The following is a 14,615-nucleotide window of genomic DNA, read 5'->3' as shown; positions in this document are numbered from 1 at the left end:
TTTTATGTTGCATTGCAATATCGATTATATCTCAGATGTTCCGGCGATCATTTGTGGTTTACCCGTAGGATCCGGAAGATTGGATGGTGCGGCGCACCAAAAAGTTCCCCGGCCCCGGCGGGGCTATAATCCCGGCCTGACCTTAACCTGCGTCCGCGCCCCTGCCCGCGGCTTCCCGTCCCCATGTCCGACCTGCTTGCCAATCTCAATCCAGAACAACTCCAGGCCGTGACCCTGCCGCCCCAGCATGCCCTGATCCTGGCCGGCGCCGGTTCGGGCAAGACCCGGGTGCTCACCACCCGTATCGCCTGGCTCATTTCCACCGGCCAGATGGGGCCCCACGCGGTGCTGGCGGTGACCTTCACCAACAAGGCGGCCAAGGAGATGCTGGCCCGCCTCTCGGCCATGCTGCCCATCAACACCCGGGGCATGTGGATCGGCACCTTCCACGGCCTGTGCAACCGGCTGCTGCGGGCCCACCACAAGGAAGCCGGGCTGCCCTCCCTGTTCCAGATCCTCGATTCCGCCGACCAGCTCTCCGCCATCAAGCGTCTCCTGAAGAACCTCAATGTAGACGACGAGAAGTTCCCGCCCCGGGAGCTGATGCACTTCATCAACGCCCACAAGGACCAGGGCCTGCGCCCGGCCCAGGCCGAGGTGTGGGACGACTACACCCGCCGCCGGGTGGAGCTGTGGGCCGAGTACGAGGGCCAGTGCCAGCGCGAAGGGGTGGTGGATTTTGCCGAACTGCTGCTGCGCACCTACGAGCTGCTGTCGCGCAACGAGCCCCTGCGCCGCCATTACCAGGAGCGCTTCCGCCACATTCTGGTGGACGAGTTCCAGGACACCAATCGCCTGCAGTACGCCTGGTTGAAGCTCCTGGCCGGCCACGACGGCACTGCCGGCGCGCCCCAGGGGGCGGCGGTGTTCGCCGTGGGCGACGACGACCAGTCCATCTATGCCTTCCGCGGCGCCGAGGTGGGCAATATGCGGGACTTCGAGCGGGAGTTCGGGGTGCAGAACGTCATCCGCCTGGAGCAGAACTACCGTTCCCACGGCAACATCCTGGATGCGGCCAACGCCCTCATCAAGAACAATCAGGGCCGCCTGGGCAAGAACCTGTGGACCGACCAGGGCGCCGGCGAGCCGATCCGGGTGTTCGAGGGCTTCTCCGACCTGGACGAGGCCCGCTGGATCGTGGACGAGGCCCGGGAACTGATCCGGGAGGGCGTCTCCCGGGACCAGATCGCCTTCCTCTACCGCTCCAACGCCCAGTCCCGGGTGCTGGAGCACGAGCTGTTCACCAAGGGCGTGGCCTACAAGGTGTACGGCGGCCTGCGCTTCTTCGAGCGCCAGGAAATCAAGCACGCCCTGGCCTACCTGCGTCTCTTGGCCAATCCGGACGACGACACCGCCTTCCTGCGGGTGGTGAATTTCCCCACCCGGGGCATCGGCGCCCGCAGCCTGGAAAACCTCCAGGAAGCGGCCCACCGTTCCAACTCGCCCCTCTACAACGCCGCCGCCAGCCTCACCGGCAAGGCCGGGGCCGCCGTCGGCGCCTTCATCCGCCTCATTGAGGAGCTGCGGCGGGAGACGGAAAACCTGCCCCTGCCCGAAGTGGTGGAACACATCATCGAACGCAGCGGCCTGCGCCAGCACTACCTGGGCGAGAAGGAAGGCCAGGAGCGGCTGGAGAACCTGGACGAACTGATCAACGCCGCCGCCAGCTTCATCGCCGAAGAGGGGGCCATGCCGGTGCCCGATCCGGCCACCCCCGATGCGCCCCTGCCGTCGCCCCTGGCCTCCTTTCTCGCCCACGCCAGCCTGGAGGCCGGCGACCACCAGGCCGGCGACGGCCAGGAGGCGGTGCAGCTGATGACGGTGCATGCGGCCAAGGGCCTGGAGTTCGACGTGGTCTTCATCTCCGGCCTGGAGCAGGGTCTCTTCCCCCACGAAAACTCCGTCATGGAAAAGTCCGGCGAGGAGGAAGAGCGGCGCCTCATGTACGTGGCCATCACCCGGGCCCGCCAGCGGCTCTACATGTCCCATGCCCAGACCCGCATGCTGCACGGCCAGACCCGCTACTGCGTGCCCTCCGCCTTCCTCGATGAGTTGCCCCAGGAACTGCTGCTGCGGGTCAATGCCCGCAGCACCCCGGCCTACGACAACAGCTACAGCCGCAGCCCCCGGGCGGCGGCACCGGTGACGGCCTACGAAAGCGCCGCTCCCGCCGGGCTGCGGGTGGGGCAGAACGTCAGCCACGCCAAGTTCGGCCAGGGGGTCATCGTCGCCACCGAGGGCCGGGGCGCCGACGCCCGGGTCCAGGTCAATTTCGGTTCTGCCGGCATGAAGTGGCTGGCCCTGGAATTCGCCAAGCTGACGCCGCTCTAGGATCGGTTTGAGGCCCGGCCTGCCGGGCAGGCGGGACGCCGCTGTTGCGGCGATGTGCCCCTGAGGGGCAGTAGGGACGGACGTTGCAGGCATGGCCATGCCGGGAGGTTGGTCCCGCCTGCCTCCCGGGCAAGGGGTTGCTGTGGGACTTATTCCCGGGCGAGGAAGGCGGCGAAGAAGTAGCGGCTGATGCGCTCTTCCAGCAGGGCCTGGATGGCGCCTTCGTCGAGACGCGACAGTTCGGCATGGAGGGGCGCCGCCACCGGGGCGAAAGCGGCCACCAGCCGGGGATCGAAGTGGCTGCCCGCATCCTTGTGCAGGATGGCCAGGGCCGCTTCGCAGGTCATGGGTTCCTTGTAGGGGCGGCGGGAGGTGAGGGCGTCGAAGACGTCCACCACCGCGAAAATGCGGGCGTTGAGGGGAATCTCCTCGCCCTTCAATCCCTGCAGGTAGCCGCTGCCGTCGTACTTCTCGTGATGGAACTGCACCACCTCCCGGGCCGCCTGCAGCCAGGGGGAGGGGGCGATGATGTGTACGCCGAGGGAGACGTGGGTCTGCATGATGCGGAATTCCTCCGCATCCAGCTTGCCCGGCTTGAGCAGGATGTTGTCGCTGATGCCGATCTTGCCCACGTCGTGCAGGAAGGCGCCGATGATGAGGGCCCGCATGGCGTCGCCCTCCACCCCCGTGACCTCGCCCAGGCGGCAGGCGTAGAGCGCCACCCGGTAGTTGTGGATGCTGGTGTCCGAATCCCGCTGGGCGATGGCGGCGCCCAGGACCGAGGCCATTTCCAGGTTGCCCCGCAGCACCTCCCGGGAGAAGCGCAGCACGTTGCGGTTGAGGGAAATGATCACCGGATACAGCACCACCGTGGTGATGAGGGCGGCGGCCAGCACCAGGCCCAGGATCAGGTTGAGGTCCCGGCGCAGGCGGGCCTCCTCCTCCGGCGAGACCAGGAAGACGCCTTCGAAGTAGCCGGCGATGTTGCGTTCCCGGTCCAGGATCGGCACCAGCACCTGCACCACCGTGTTGTTGAGGATGGTGTATTTCTCGTAATGGTGTTTGTCGTCCATGGGGAAGGCGTGGGTGCTGCCCTTGAGCCCGGCTTCGATGTCCTGGTGGGCCGGATTGACCGCCTCCACCACCTTGCGCCGTTCCCGGTCGTACAGCTCGATCACCACGAAATGGTCGCGGACGAAGCCCAGGGCCCGTTGTCGCAGGAAATCCAGCTGCTGGGCCGACATTTCCGCCGCCTCCAGCTCGGCCGCCTGGAAGCGGGCCGATTCGGCCTGGGCCAGGGCCACCACCGCATCGTCGATGCGCTCCGTCGCCACATACCAGGCGCTGCCGCCCAGGAGCAGGGAAACCAGGGCCCAGGCGAGCAGCAGGCGGCCGAGAACGGTGTGGTGGATATTGGTCATGGCGCCAATATTAAGGCCAATCGGGGCCATTCGCACCGCCGGGGAGCGGCGGTATAGTGACGCACCCCCAGCAGAATACAAAAGGAGACAAAAAATGAGCCATGCCATCCGCTTTCACCGCACCGGCGGCCCCGAAGTGCTGCAGTGGGAAGAGGTCGGCGTCGGCGAGCCCGGCCCCGGCGAAGTCCGGGTGCGCCATGCCGCCGTCGGTCTCAATTTCATCGACACCTACCATCGCAGCGGCCTCTATCCTGTGCCCCTGCCCTCCGGCATCGGCCTCGAAGGCGCCGGCACGGTGGAAGCCCTGGGCCCCGGTGTCGCCCACCTGCAGGTGGGCGACCGGGTGGCCTATGCCGGCGGTCCCCTGGGGGCCTACAGCGAGGCCCGCCTGATTCCCGCCGACCGCCTCATCCGCCTGCCGGACAGCCTCTCCTTCGAGACCGGCGCCGCCATGATGCTGCAGGGCCTCACCGCCGCCTACCTGTTGCGTCGCACCTACCGGGTGCAGAAAGGCGACACCGTGCTGATCCACGCCGCCGCCGGCGGCGTCGGCCTCATCGCCTGCCAGTGGGCCAAGGCCCTGGGGGCCACCGTCATCGGCACCGTCTCCACCGAGGCCAAGGCCGAGCTGGCCCGGGCCCACGGCTGCGACCACCCCATCCTCTACACCCGGGAGGACTTCGCTCGGCGCGTGCGGGACATCACCGGCGGTGAAGGCGTGCCGGTGGTCTACGACGGCATCGGCAAGGACACCTTCACCGGCTCCCTGGACAGCCTGCGGCCCCTGGGCACCATGGTCAGTTTCGGCAACGCCTCCGGCCCGGTGGGCCTGATCGATCCCCTGCTGCTGTCCCAGAAGGGCTCCCTCTTCTTCACCCGGCCCACCCTGATGCACTACACCGCCCGCCGCGCCGACCTGGAGGCCCTGGCGACGGAGCTGCTGGGCGTGGTCACCAGCGGCCAGGTGAAGATCGAGGTGCACCAGCGCTTCCCCCTGCAGCAGGCCGCTGCCGCCCACATCGCCCTGGAAGGCCGGCAGACCACCGGCTCCACGGTGCTGCTGCCTTAAACGGAAAGGTCATCCATGGGCGCCAAAGTTCGCAACAGCCTGCTCTCCCTGCGGGACCTCCTGGCCACGGCCTGGCCCATCGTGCTGGTGGTGGCCCTGGGTTTCGTCGTCGCCGTCCAGTTCATCCAGCCGGCGCCGCCACGGCACGTGGTCATGTCCGCCGGGGCCGACAGCGGCGCCTACTACGCCTTCGGCAAGAAGTATGCGGAAATCCTGGCGCGTAATGGCATCACCCTGGAGGTGCGTACCTCCAATGGTTCCGCCGAGAACCTGCAGCGCCTGCTGGACAAGGACAGCGACGTGGAGATCGCCCTGGTCCAGGGCGGCGTCGAGGCGCCCCGGCCGGAATACCTGGAGGAGGACGAGGCCCTGCCCCTGTCCTCCCTGGGCAGCATGTACTACGAGCCGGTGTGGGTCTTCTACCGCAGCGAGCGGGAACTGGAGCGCCTGCACCAGCTGGCCGGCAAGCGCATCGCCGTCGGCGCCGAGGGCAGCGGCATCCGGGGCCTAGCCCTGCAACTGCTGGCGGCCAACGAGGTGCCGGTGGACGGCAAGCATCTGCTGTCCCTGGGCGGCCTCAAGGCGGCCGAAGAACTGCAGCAGGGCCGCCTCGATGCCGCCTTCGTCATCGCCGCGCCGGAGGCGCCGGTGGTGCAGGTGCTGCTGCGCTCCCCCGGCATCAAGGTGATGAACTTCGCCCAGGCCGAGGCCTACACCCGGCGCTTCCCCTACCTGTCGAAGATCGTCCTGCCGGAAGGGGCGGTGGACCTGGTGCGCAACTTCCCGCCCCACGACACCACCCTGCTGGCGGCCACCGCCAATCTGGTGGTGCATGACAGCCTGCATCCGGCCATCCAGTCCCTGCTGTTGCAGGCGGCCAGCGAAGTGCATGGCAAGGCCGGCTTCTTCCAGCGCCGCGGCGATTTCCCGGCGGTACGGGACCAGAGCCTGCCGGTGGCCGACACGGCGGAGCGCTACTACAAGTCCGGCCCGCCCCTGCTGCAGCGCTATCTGCCCTTCTGGGCGGCGATCCTGGTGGACCGGCTGGTGGTGCTGCTGTTGCCCATCTTCGCCCTGCTGCTGCCCCTGCTCAAGGTGGCGCCCTCCATCTACAGCTGGCGCATCCGCTCCAAGATTTTCCGCTGTTATGGCGACCTCAAGTTCCTCGAGAACGAGCTGAAGGAAAGCTACGACCCGGGCCGCAAGCTGGAGTACCTGGACCGCCTCGACCGTATCGAGGACGAGGCCTATCGGCGTAATATCCCCCTGGCCTATTCGGACCTGCTCTATACCCTGCGGGAACACATCGAACTGGTGCGCCACACCCTGGAGCGGCTGGCGCGACATGCAAACGTGGAGGAAACCCCCTAAATGAAGGCTTACCTGATCGCCAATCCCAAGGGTGGCGCCGGCAAGAGCACCCTGGCCACCAACCTGGCCGGCTATCTGGCCCAGTCCGGCAAGCCCGTGATGCTGGGCGACCTGGACCGGCAGCAGTCCTCCCGGGAGTGGCTGGCCCTGCGCCCCGGCTTTTTGCCCGCCATCCGCAGCTGGGAACTGAAGCACGACGAGCCGGCCCGGCCGCCCAAGGGCACTACCCATGCGGTACTGGATACGCCTGCCGGCTTCCACGGCAAGGCCCTGGATCGCACCTTGAAACAGGTCACCCATGTGCTGGTGCCGGTGCAGCCCTCCCTCTTCGACATCCTGGCGGCGCGCCATTTCCTCGACACCCTGCTGGCCGAAAAAGCCGTGCGCAAGGGCGAGCTGCAGGTGGCGGTGGTGGGCATGCGGGTGGATGCCCGGACCCGGGCGGCGGGGGAGCTGGAGCGCTTCTTCGCCGCCTACGACCTGCCCATCCTCGCCTATCTGCGGGACACCCAGCTCTACGTCCAGGCGGCGGCCCAGGGGGCCACCCTGTTCGACCTGACCCCGGCCCGGGCCGAGAAGGACCTGGAGCAGTGGCGCAGCATCATCGACTGGGTGGATGCCTGAGGCTCCCGGCCGTCAGTTACAACATAAAAAAAGCCGCCGGATCACCGGCGGCTTTTTTGCGGGCGATGCCCGGGCTTACTTGTGGCTCTGCAGGAAGCGGTCCATGGTGGTGTCGGCCACGCTGAACCAGGCGTTCTGGGTACGGCGGTATTTGTCGTACTCGGTCCACACCTTCTTGAAGGCCGGGTTCTTCGCCGATTCCTCGGTGTACAGGTCCATGGCGGCCTTGTAGGCGGCTTCCAGCACCGCATCCGGATACTTCTGCAGCTTAACGCCCTGGGACAGCAGGCGGGAGAGGGCGGTGGGGTTCTTGTGGTCGTACTCGGCCAGCATGGTGACGTTGGCCTCGTAGGCGGCGGCCTGGAAGGCCTCCTGGTATTCCTTGGGCAGCTTGTCCCATTCCTTCTTGTTCACGAAGAAGTGGATGGTGGGGCCCGGTTCCCACCAGCCCGGGTAGTAGTAGTTCTTGGCGACCTTGAAGAAGCCCAGCTTTTCGTCGTCGTAGGGTCCGACCCATTCGGCGGCGTCGATGGTGCCCTTTTCCAGGGCGGGATAGATGTCGCTGCCGGCGATCTGCTGGGGCACGGCGCCGAGGCGTTCGAAGACGGCGCCGCCGAGGCCGGCGATGCGCATCTTAAGGCCCTTGACGTCATCCAGGGTCTTGATTTCCTTGCGGAACCAGCCGCCCATCTGGGTCCCGGTGTTGCCGCCGGCGAAGGACACCACGTTGTAGTTGGCGTAGAACTCGTCCAGCAGCTTCTGGCCGCCGCCGTAGTAGATCCAGGCGTTCATCTGGCGCGGGTTCATGCCGAAGGGCACGGAGGTGCCGAAGCCGAAGGTCTTGTCCTTGCCCACGTAGTAGTAGGAACAGGTGTGGCACATCTCGACGGTACCCTGCTGCACGGCGTCCAGGGCCTGCAGGCCGGGGACGATCTCGCCGCCGGCGAAGACGCGGATGTCGAACTTGCCGCCGGTCATGGCGCGCAGGCGGTTGGCCAGCACGTCGGCGCCGCCGTAGATGGTGTCGAGACTCTTGGGGAAGCTGGAGGTCAGGCGCCACTTGATGGTGGGCTGGGATTGGGCGATGGCGGGAGCCGCGACGGTGGTGGCCACGCCGGCACCGGCAGCGACGCCGGCATTTTTCAGGAATTTGCGACGATCCATGGTTTGTCTCCTTATTTTTGTTGCCTAACTGATGTTGCGAAAGCCGGGCGGCTGAACCTCACCGCTGCCAGCGATGAAAACAGCAAAGGGGATACATGTGCAAATGCCCCAACCGTCGTGTCGATGGCTGGGGCACTCCTGTTACTGCGTCGAGCTTACCTTACTTGTGGGTCTGCAGGAACCGGTCCATGGTGGTGTCGGCCACGCTGAACCAGGCGTTCTGGGTCTTTCGGTACTTGTCGTACTCGGTGTAGATCTTCTTGAAGGCCGGGTTCTTGGCAGATTCTTCGGCGTAGATTTCCATGGCGGCCTTGTAGGCGGCGTTCATGATCTCGTCGGAGTACTTCTGCAGCTTCACGCCCTGGGACAGCAGGCGGGAGAGGGCCGGCGGGTTCTTGTGGTCGTACTCGGCCAGCATGGTGACGTTGGCCTCGTAGGCGGCGGCCTGGAAGGCCTCCTGGTATTCCTTGGGCAGCTTGTCCCATTCCTTCTTGTTCACATAGAAGGAGAAGGCGGGACCCGGCTCCCACCAGCCCGGGTAGTAGTAGTTCTTGGCGACCTTGAAGAAGCCCAGCTTCTCGTCATCGTAGGGGCCGACCCATTCGGCGGCGTCGATGGTGCCCTTTTCCAGGGCGGGATAGATGTCGCCGCCGGCGATCTGCTGGGGCACGGCGCCGAGGCGCTCGAAGACGGTGCCGCCGAGGCCGGCGACGCGCATCTTGAGGCCCTTGATGTCGCCCAGGTTCTTGATTTCCTTGCGGAACCAGCCGCCCATCTGGGTCCCGCTGTTGCCGCCCATGAAGGAGACGATGTTGTAGTTGGCGTAGAACTCGTCCAGCAGCTTCTGGCCGCCGCCGTAGTACACCCAGGCGTTCATCTGGCGGGCGTTCATGCCGAAGGGGATGGAGCAGCCCAGGGCGAAGGTCTTGTCCTTGCCCACGTAGTAGTAGGGGGCGGTGTGACAGCACTCGACGGTGCCCTGCTGCACGGCGTCCAGGGCCTGCAGGCCGGGGACGATTTCACCGCCGGCAAAGACGCGGATGTCGAACTTGCCGTTGGTCATGGCGCGCAGGCGGTTGGCCAGAACTTCGGCGCCACCGTAGAGGGTGTCCAGGCTCTTGGGGAAGCTGGAGGTCAGACGCCACTTGATGGTGGGCTGGGCTTGGGCGATGGCAGGGGCAGATACGGTAGTGGCAGCAGCGCCGGCAGCAATGCCGACACCAGCTTTTTTGAGAAAGGAACGACGTTCCATTTTGTCTCCTCCAGGGATTGTTCGGTGTGTTGCAGCCGACGCATTATAGCGACGGCCCGAAGCGGTCCGGCAATAGGGATTACCCTAATCCGGACCGGCTGGAAGAGCTTGCTGGAAGCGGCTTTCGCCCGGGATCAGGCGCCCGCGACGGTCATCCGCTGGATGAGAATGGAACCCGTCTGCTTGGAGCCGCGCACCACCACGTCGTTGCCGACCCCGGCGATGTTCATGAACATCTCCTTGAGGTTGCCGGCGATGGTGATTTCCTCCACCGGATAGGCGATTTCGCCGTTCTCGATCCAGTAGCCGGCGGCCCCCCGGGAGTAGTCCCCGTTGACGTAGTTCACCCCCTGGCCCAGCAGCTCGGTGACCAGCAGGCCGCGCTTGACCTGGCGGATGAGGCCGGCCAGGTCTTCCCGGCCCGGCTCCAGCACCAGGTTGTGGCAGCCGCCGGCGTTGCCGGTGGTGGTCATGCCCAGCTTACGGGCGGTATAGACGCTGAGGAAATAGCCGTTGAGCACACCGTCGCTCACCACCTGGCGCGAGCGGGTGGCGACGCCGTCGTTGTCGAAGGGGCCGGAGGCCAGGCCCTTGGGCAGGTCGGGGCGCTCGCTGATGTTGATGCCGGGGGCGAAGATGCGTTTGCCCAAGCTGTCCACCAGGAAGCTGGCCTTGCGGTAGAGGCTGCCGCCGCTGGCGGCATAGACGAAGTTGCCGAGCAGGCCGCTGGCGATGGGGGCCTCGAAGATCACCGGCACCTCGCAGGTCTTCACCTTGCGCCCGCCCAGGCGGGACAGGGCGCGGCGGGCGGCGTAGTCGCCGATGCTCTCGGGGGCGGGGAAGTCCGCCGGGTCCCGGTGGGTGGAATACCAGTCGTCCCGCTGCATTTCCGCATTGCGCCCCTTCTTGCCGGCGATGACGGAGCAGGCAATGTAGTGGCGGGAGCTGGGGTAGCCGCCGGCAAAGCCCAGACTGTTGGCGGTGGCGAACTGGCCTTCCTGCAGGGAGACGGTGGCGCCCTCGGAGTTTTTCACCAGGGGACTGACGGCGAAGGCCGCATCCTCGCAGCGGCGGGCCAGGTCGATGGCGCCCTCCACGCTCAGCTGCCAGGGATAGTAAAGCTGGGGATCCTGCCACTGTTTGGCCAGCAGGGCCTTTTCCGGCAGGCCGGCGCAGGGGTCCTCGGCGGTGTAGCGGGCGATGGCCAGGGCCGCATCCACGGTCTGGGCCAGGGCCTGGCGGGAAAAGTCGCTGGTGGAGGCGTAGCCCTTGCGCTGGCCCAGGTACACCGTGACGCCGATGCCCTTGTCCCGGTTGTATTCGATGGTTTCCACCTCGCCCTGGCGGACGCTGACCGACTGGCCGAAGCCCTCGGAGACATCCACCTCGGCTGCGGAGGCGCCGCCCCGGGTGGCCAGGGCCACGGTGTCCCGGGCCAGTTGCAGCAGGTCGGCCTGGGGCAGGGAGAAGCGGCCGGAAGTGGCTGCAGCGGTGGTACGGGAGGGCTTGGGGAGAGCTTTCTTGGCCATGAACAGCGAGACAGAGGGGTAAAATCGCTATCATAGCAGCCCCCACCGCCCACCCCTGCCGAGAAGTACAAGGAATCATGGAAGAACTGGACCCCCTGGACGGCGAGCCCGTCAGCAAGACAAAACGCAAACAAGCCATGCAGGACAAGCAGGACCTGGGACGCGCCCTGGTGGAACTGCCGCCGGACCGTCTCAAGCGCCTGCTGGGCAAGGTCGAACTGTCCGAGACCCTCAGCGGCGCCCTGCTCGAATACCAGCGCCTGCCCAAGCGGGAGGCCCAGCGCCGGCAGCTGCAGTACATCGGCAAGCTGATGCGGGACGTGGACCCGGAGCCGATCCAGGCCGCCCTGGACGTGGTCAATGGCGCCTCCGCCGCGGAGAACGCCAAGCTGCACCGGCGCGAGCGTCTGCGCACCCTGCTCCTGGAAAACGAGGCCGTGGCCCTGGCCGACATCGCCGCCCACTGGCCCCAGGCCGATCTCACCCACCTGCGCCAGCTGCGCCGCAGCGCCCTCAAGGAACAGGAACAGAACAAGCCGCCGAAGAGCTACCGTGCCATCTTCCAGGTGCTGAAGGAACTGGAGGAGGGCGGCGCTGCTGCAGCCACCGGGGATGATACCGGGGAGGAAGCATGAGCGAAGGGCCCCTGCGCGTCGGCCTGGTCTCCATCAGCGACCGGGCATCCAGCGGCGTCTATGAGGACAAGGGCCTGCCGGCCCTGCGCCAGTGGCTGGACGGGGTGCTGCTGACCCCCTGGGAGGAAGAGTCGCGCCTTATCGCCGACGACCAGCCGGGCATCGAGGCCACCCTCATGGAACTGGTGGACGACGAAGGCTGCCATCTGGTGCTGACCACCGGCGGCACCGGTCCGGCGCCCCGGGATGTGACGCCGGAAGCCACCCTGGCGGTGGCGGACAAGGTCATGCCCGGCTTCGGCGAGCAGATGCGGCAGATCGGCCTGCAGTTCGTGCCGACCGCCATTCTCTCGCGCCAGGTGGGGGTGATCCGCAAACAGGCCCTGATCCTCAATCTGCCGGGCCAGCCCAAGTCCATCCAGGAAACCCTGGAAGGGGTGAAGGACGGGGAGGGCAAGGTGCTGGTGCCCGGCATCTTCGCTGCCGTGCCCTACTGCCTGGACCTCATCGGCGGGCCCTATGTGGAAACCCGGGAGTCCGTGGTGGCGGCCTTTCGTCCCAAGTCGGCACGGCGCCCGCCGGCCACCTGAGTCGGCCTTCAGTTGTCGCTGCGCAGTTCCCGGTAGCGGGCGATTTCGTAATCGCTGCCGCTTTCCTGGATGTCCATGGGGGTCAGCAGCAGGTGCCGGCCTTCGGCTTCGCACTCCAGGTTTTCCCGCACGTCGAAGCTGGCCGGCGGCATTACCACCCGCACTTCCCCTTCTTCCATGCCATCCCGCAGCAGCATCCCCGGAATGCCCGCCGCCAGGGCGTAGGCCGAGGTGCTGCGGGGCCGCAGCTCCACCGCCAGGGCCTGGCGCGCCAGGGTCTGGATGCCGACCGCGGCCTGGGTATCCGATTCCCGGCCGTAGCGCCGCACCACGCCGAGCAGCCAGTTGCTGCCGCCTTCCGGCTGCATGGCCAGGAGGGCGCCGATGCGCAGCCAGTCGCCGCGCAGGTTCGGCACCAGGGCGCCGAAGCCGCCCAGGCTGACGTTGTCGGCGATCCAGCTTTCCGCCGCTCCGTCCCCGTCCGGCTTGCCGGAAAAGACCTGGAAGGCCGCCTCGAAACCGTTGACCACGGTGAGCAGGGATTTCACCTGGTGCCGCCGGTGTTCCCGCAGGGGCGGGGTCGGCGCCCAGTGCATGGCCAGATGGTGCAGCACCGGCAGGATCATTCGGGCCGGATACTGGCCGCCCAGATTCACCTCTTCCGGCACGGTGCCCAGTTCGACGCTGCGGATCAGTTCGGCCAGGGTCTGGGGTGCGTTGCCCGGGGCGAAGAAGCGCAGGGTCGGCGCCGCCTGGGGCTCCCGGGTGAGGCGTACGGGCGGCAGGGGCTGGGCCGGGTCGATCCAGTACACGCTTTCGGGACCGGAGCGGCTGCCGAACACGAACAGGGGCAGGCAATGGCCGATCAGCCTTTCCGCCAGTTCGATCTCCGCGGGCAGCAGGCTGTCCATGGAGGAGGCGTGGAACATGAGCACCTTCAGGTATTCCAGGGTGGCGGAGGAGGAACTGCTCTGCCCCGGATAGAGCAGCAGCAGGCGCCCGGCGACGCCTTCGCTTTCCGCCGCCAGATAGGCCTGGCCCAGGCGCAGCCAGATGTCGCCTTCCACCGGGCCGTAGTGGTACTGGCGCCACTTCAGCTGGTTGCCGTAGGCCAGGATGAGGCGGGCGTGGATCAGGGGCAGGTGGGGCTTGAGGGCGTCAGCCCCCTTCTCCTTGCCGCGGTAGCGCGCCAGGGATTGTTCGTAGAGCCGTGCCAGCAGGTCCCAGAAGGCGGTGCTGGCGGTCCACAGGCGCCGCTCCTCGGTCTTGGAGAGGCGGGGGGAGTGCAGGTAGTCCCGGGTCAGGCGGCGCAGGTGGGGCTGGGCCGCTTCGTCCAGCTGGCGCACGGTGTCGAACAGCTGCTCGGGTTTGAAGCCTTCGGCGCTGAGCAGGGACTCGAACCAGGCCAGCACCTCGTCCACCGCCTTGAAGGCATTGTCCAGGGGCAGTTCGGCGATGGCGCGGCGCAGTTCCTTGGCGTCGGCCAGGGGGTGCTCCGGCTTGGCGGAAAAGAGGCTCAGAATCACGATGTTCCCCGTTGAAGTCGTTCCAGCGATATTGGCGGTCCTGTCGCCGCCTCCACGGACGGGTCCGCCTGTGCCGGCAGCTCCGGAGCCAAGCTTACGTCATTTTCCCCATGCTGCGAACTGTCCCCCAGGCGTTGGCGGAGGCGGGGTCTCCGTCAACGGTCCCGCCCGTCGCCGCCATGGGCGGGACGGGGGCAAACGGCTACAATGCCAGCGATAAAAAAGTAGCGGAGCCCCTCTCCATGCAGCAGTACCACGACCTCATGCGCCACGTGCTCGAGCACGGCCACGTCAAGACCGACCGCACCGGCACGGGCACCCGTTCCGTCTTCGGCTGGCAGATGCGTTTCAACCTGGCGGACGGCTTCCCCGTCATGACCACCAAGAAGCTGCACCTGCGTTCCATCATCCACGAACTGCTGTGGTTCCTGCAGGGCGACACCAACATCCGCTACCTCAAGGACAACGGCGTCTCCATCTGGGACGAGTGGGCCGACGCCAACGGCGACCTGGGGCCGGTGTACGGCAAGCAGTGGCGCCGCTGGGAGACGCCGGACGGGCGTCTCATCGACCAGGTGGGCCAGCTGGTGGAAAACCTGAAGAAGAACCCGGATTCCCGCCGCCATGTGGTCTCCGCCTGGAACCCGGGGGACGTGGATTCCATGGCCCTGCCGCCCTGCCACTGCCTGTTCCAGTTCTACGTGGCCGACGGCAAGCTGTCCTGCCAGCTGTACCAGCGCAGTGCCGACATCTTCCTCGGCGTGCCCTTCAATATTGCCTCCTACGCCCTGCTCACCCACATGATCGCCCAGGTCTGCGGCTACCAGGTCGGTGACTTCGTGCACACCCTGGGCGATGCCCACCTCTACAGCAACCACCTGGACCAGGCGCGCCTGCAGCTGTCCCGGGATTTCCGTCCCCTGCCCAAGCTGGTGCTCAATCCCGAGGTGAAGGACCTGTTCGCCTTCCGCTTCGAGGACATCGCCCTGGAAGGCTACGATCCCCATCCCTCCATCGCCGCGCCCATCGCCGTCTGACCGGGA

12 protein-coding genes are annotated in these 14,615 nt (G+C 66.8%); 7 read left to right on the top strand and 5 right to left on the bottom strand.

All coding sequences use genetic code 11. The features are described from left to right. Nucleotides 1-183 precede the first annotated feature (183 nt). A complete protein-coding gene (locus ACLSSQ_RS15875) occupies nucleotides 184-2,391 on the top strand; it encodes a UvrD-helicase domain-containing protein (protein WP_416243215.1) in 2,208 nt (735 codons plus the stop codon). 149 nt (nucleotides 2,392-2,540) lie between these two features. On the opposite strand, the gene ACLSSQ_RS15870 is transcribed toward ACLSSQ_RS15875, so the two are convergent. Then, nucleotides 2,541-3,842, bottom strand: coding sequence for an HD-GYP domain-containing protein (locus ACLSSQ_RS15870; protein WP_416243214.1), 1,302 nt, complete (start codon nucleotides 3,840-3,842; stop codon nucleotides 2,541-2,543). Nucleotides 3,843-3,906: 64 nt separating this feature from the next. On the opposite strand from ACLSSQ_RS15870, the gene ACLSSQ_RS15865 reads away from it, so the two are divergent. Genes ACLSSQ_RS15865 through ACLSSQ_RS15855 form a run of 3 tightly spaced genes read left to right on the top strand, consistent with a single transcriptional unit; the run spans nucleotide 3,907 to nucleotide 6,876 of the window. Next, entirely contained in the window at nucleotides 3,907-4,881 is a 975-nt protein-coding gene (locus ACLSSQ_RS15865; RefSeq protein ID WP_205230149.1) for a quinone oxidoreductase family protein, read from the top strand. Between the two features lie 15 nt (nucleotides 4,882-4,896). Next, nucleotides 4,897-6,252, top strand: a complete 1,356-nt coding sequence (locus ACLSSQ_RS15860; protein WP_416243213.1) for a TAXI family TRAP transporter solute-binding subunit — start codon at nucleotides 4,897-4,899, stop codon at nucleotides 6,250-6,252. After that, complete coding sequence (locus ACLSSQ_RS15855; protein ID WP_014236332.1) at nucleotides 6,253-6,876, top strand: ParA family protein; 624 nt, start codon at nucleotides 6,253-6,255, stop codon at nucleotides 6,874-6,876. It begins immediately after the preceding gene. 75 nt (nucleotides 6,877-6,951) lie between these two features. On the opposite strand, the gene ACLSSQ_RS15850 is transcribed toward ACLSSQ_RS15855, so the two are convergent. From ACLSSQ_RS15850 to pmbA, 3 genes are all read right to left on the bottom strand, one after another. Then, on the bottom strand, nucleotides 6,952-8,040 hold the full coding sequence (locus tag ACLSSQ_RS15850) for a TRAP transporter substrate-binding protein (RefSeq protein WP_014236333.1): 1,089 nt from the start codon (nucleotides 8,038-8,040) through the stop codon (nucleotides 6,952-6,954). Between the two features lie 160 nt (nucleotides 8,041-8,200). Beyond that, nucleotides 8,201-9,292, bottom strand: coding sequence for a TRAP transporter substrate-binding protein (locus tag ACLSSQ_RS15845; RefSeq protein ID WP_130459380.1), 1,092 nt, complete (start codon nucleotides 9,290-9,292; stop codon nucleotides 8,201-8,203). A 134-nt stretch (nucleotides 9,293-9,426) separates the two neighbouring features. Then, on the bottom strand, nucleotides 9,427-10,821 hold the full coding sequence (gene pmbA, locus ACLSSQ_RS15840) for a metalloprotease PmbA (RefSeq protein WP_014236335.1): 1,395 nt from the start codon (nucleotides 10,819-10,821) through the stop codon (nucleotides 9,427-9,429). Nucleotides 10,822-10,898: 77 nt separating this feature from the next. Here pmbA and yjgA point away from each other — a divergent pair, with 77 nt between their 5' ends. Both yjgA and mog read left to right on the top strand, forming a co-directional pair. Beyond that, nucleotides 10,899-11,456 carry a ribosome biogenesis factor YjgA gene (gene yjgA / locus ACLSSQ_RS15835; RefSeq protein ID WP_416243212.1) on the top strand — a complete coding sequence of 186 codons (558 nt, stop codon included), beginning with the start codon at nucleotides 10,899-10,901 and terminating at the stop codon, nucleotides 11,454-11,456. After that, the gene (gene mog, locus ACLSSQ_RS15830) at nucleotides 11,453-12,046 is read left to right on the top strand and encodes a molybdopterin adenylyltransferase (protein ID WP_416243211.1); all 594 of its coding nucleotides are present in this window, start codon (nucleotides 11,453-11,455) and stop codon (nucleotides 12,044-12,046) included. The genes yjgA and mog overlap by 4 nt, the downstream gene beginning before the upstream one ends. A gap of 8 nt (nucleotides 12,047-12,054) precedes the next feature. Here the strand turns inward: mog and ACLSSQ_RS15825 are convergent, their stop codons facing one another. Further along, nucleotides 12,055-13,572: a hypothetical protein gene (locus ACLSSQ_RS15825; protein WP_014236338.1), complete on the bottom strand. Its 1,518-nt coding sequence runs from the start codon at nucleotides 13,570-13,572 to the stop codon at nucleotides 12,055-12,057. Nucleotides 13,573-13,814: 242 nt separating this feature from the next. On the opposite strand from ACLSSQ_RS15825, the gene ACLSSQ_RS15820 reads away from it, so the two are divergent. Continuing rightward, nucleotides 13,815-14,609 carry a thymidylate synthase gene (locus tag ACLSSQ_RS15820; RefSeq protein WP_014236339.1) on the top strand — a complete coding sequence of 265 codons (795 nt, stop codon included), beginning with the start codon at nucleotides 13,815-13,817 and terminating at the stop codon, nucleotides 14,607-14,609. The last annotated feature ends 6 nt before the right edge of the window (nucleotides 14,610-14,615 follow it).

The organism is Azospira sp. APE16, from assembly GCF_047901315.1.
Taxonomy (GTDB): domain Bacteria; phylum Pseudomonadota; class Gammaproteobacteria; order Burkholderiales; family Rhodocyclaceae; genus Azospira; species Azospira oryzae.
Note: the sequence above shows the minus strand (reverse complement) of the source record. Positions and strands in the feature narration are given on the sequence as shown.

What these genes read in the sequence shown, in the direction of transcription:
- pmbA (WP_014236335.1), bottom strand. Translation starts at nt 10,821, where the DNA reads ATGGCCAAGAAAGCTCTCCCCAAGCCCTCCCGTACCACCGCTGCAGCC.
- ACLSSQ_RS15855 (WP_014236332.1), top strand. Translation starts at nt 6,253, where the DNA reads ATGAAGGCTTACCTGATCGCCAATCCCAAGGGTGGCGCCGGCAAGAGC.
- ACLSSQ_RS15875 (WP_416243215.1), top strand. Translation starts at nt 184, where the DNA reads ATGTCCGACCTGCTTGCCAATCTCAATCCAGAACAACTCCAGGCCGTG.
- yjgA (WP_416243212.1), top strand. Translation starts at nt 10,899, where the DNA reads ATGGAAGAACTGGACCCCCTGGACGGCGAGCCCGTCAGCAAGACAAAA.
- ACLSSQ_RS15820 (WP_014236339.1), top strand. Translation starts at nt 13,815, where the DNA reads ATGCAGCAGTACCACGACCTCATGCGCCACGTGCTCGAGCACGGCCAC.
- ACLSSQ_RS15850 (WP_014236333.1), bottom strand. Translation starts at nt 8,040, where the DNA reads ATGGATCGTCGCAAATTCCTGAAAAATGCCGGCGTCGCTGCCGGTGCC.
- ACLSSQ_RS15870 (WP_416243214.1), bottom strand. Translation starts at nt 3,842, where the DNA reads ATGGCCCCGATTGGCCTTAATATTGGCGCCATGACCAATATCCACCAC.
- ACLSSQ_RS15845 (WP_130459380.1), bottom strand. Translation starts at nt 9,292, where the DNA reads ATGGAACGTCGTTCCTTTCTCAAAAAAGCTGGTGTCGGCATTGCTGCC.
- ACLSSQ_RS15860 (WP_416243213.1), top strand. Translation starts at nt 4,897, where the DNA reads ATGGGCGCCAAAGTTCGCAACAGCCTGCTCTCCCTGCGGGACCTCCTG.
- mog (WP_416243211.1), top strand. Translation starts at nt 11,453, where the DNA reads ATGAGCGAAGGGCCCCTGCGCGTCGGCCTGGTCTCCATCAGCGACCGG.
- ACLSSQ_RS15865 (WP_205230149.1), top strand. Translation starts at nt 3,907, where the DNA reads ATGAGCCATGCCATCCGCTTTCACCGCACCGGCGGCCCCGAAGTGCTG.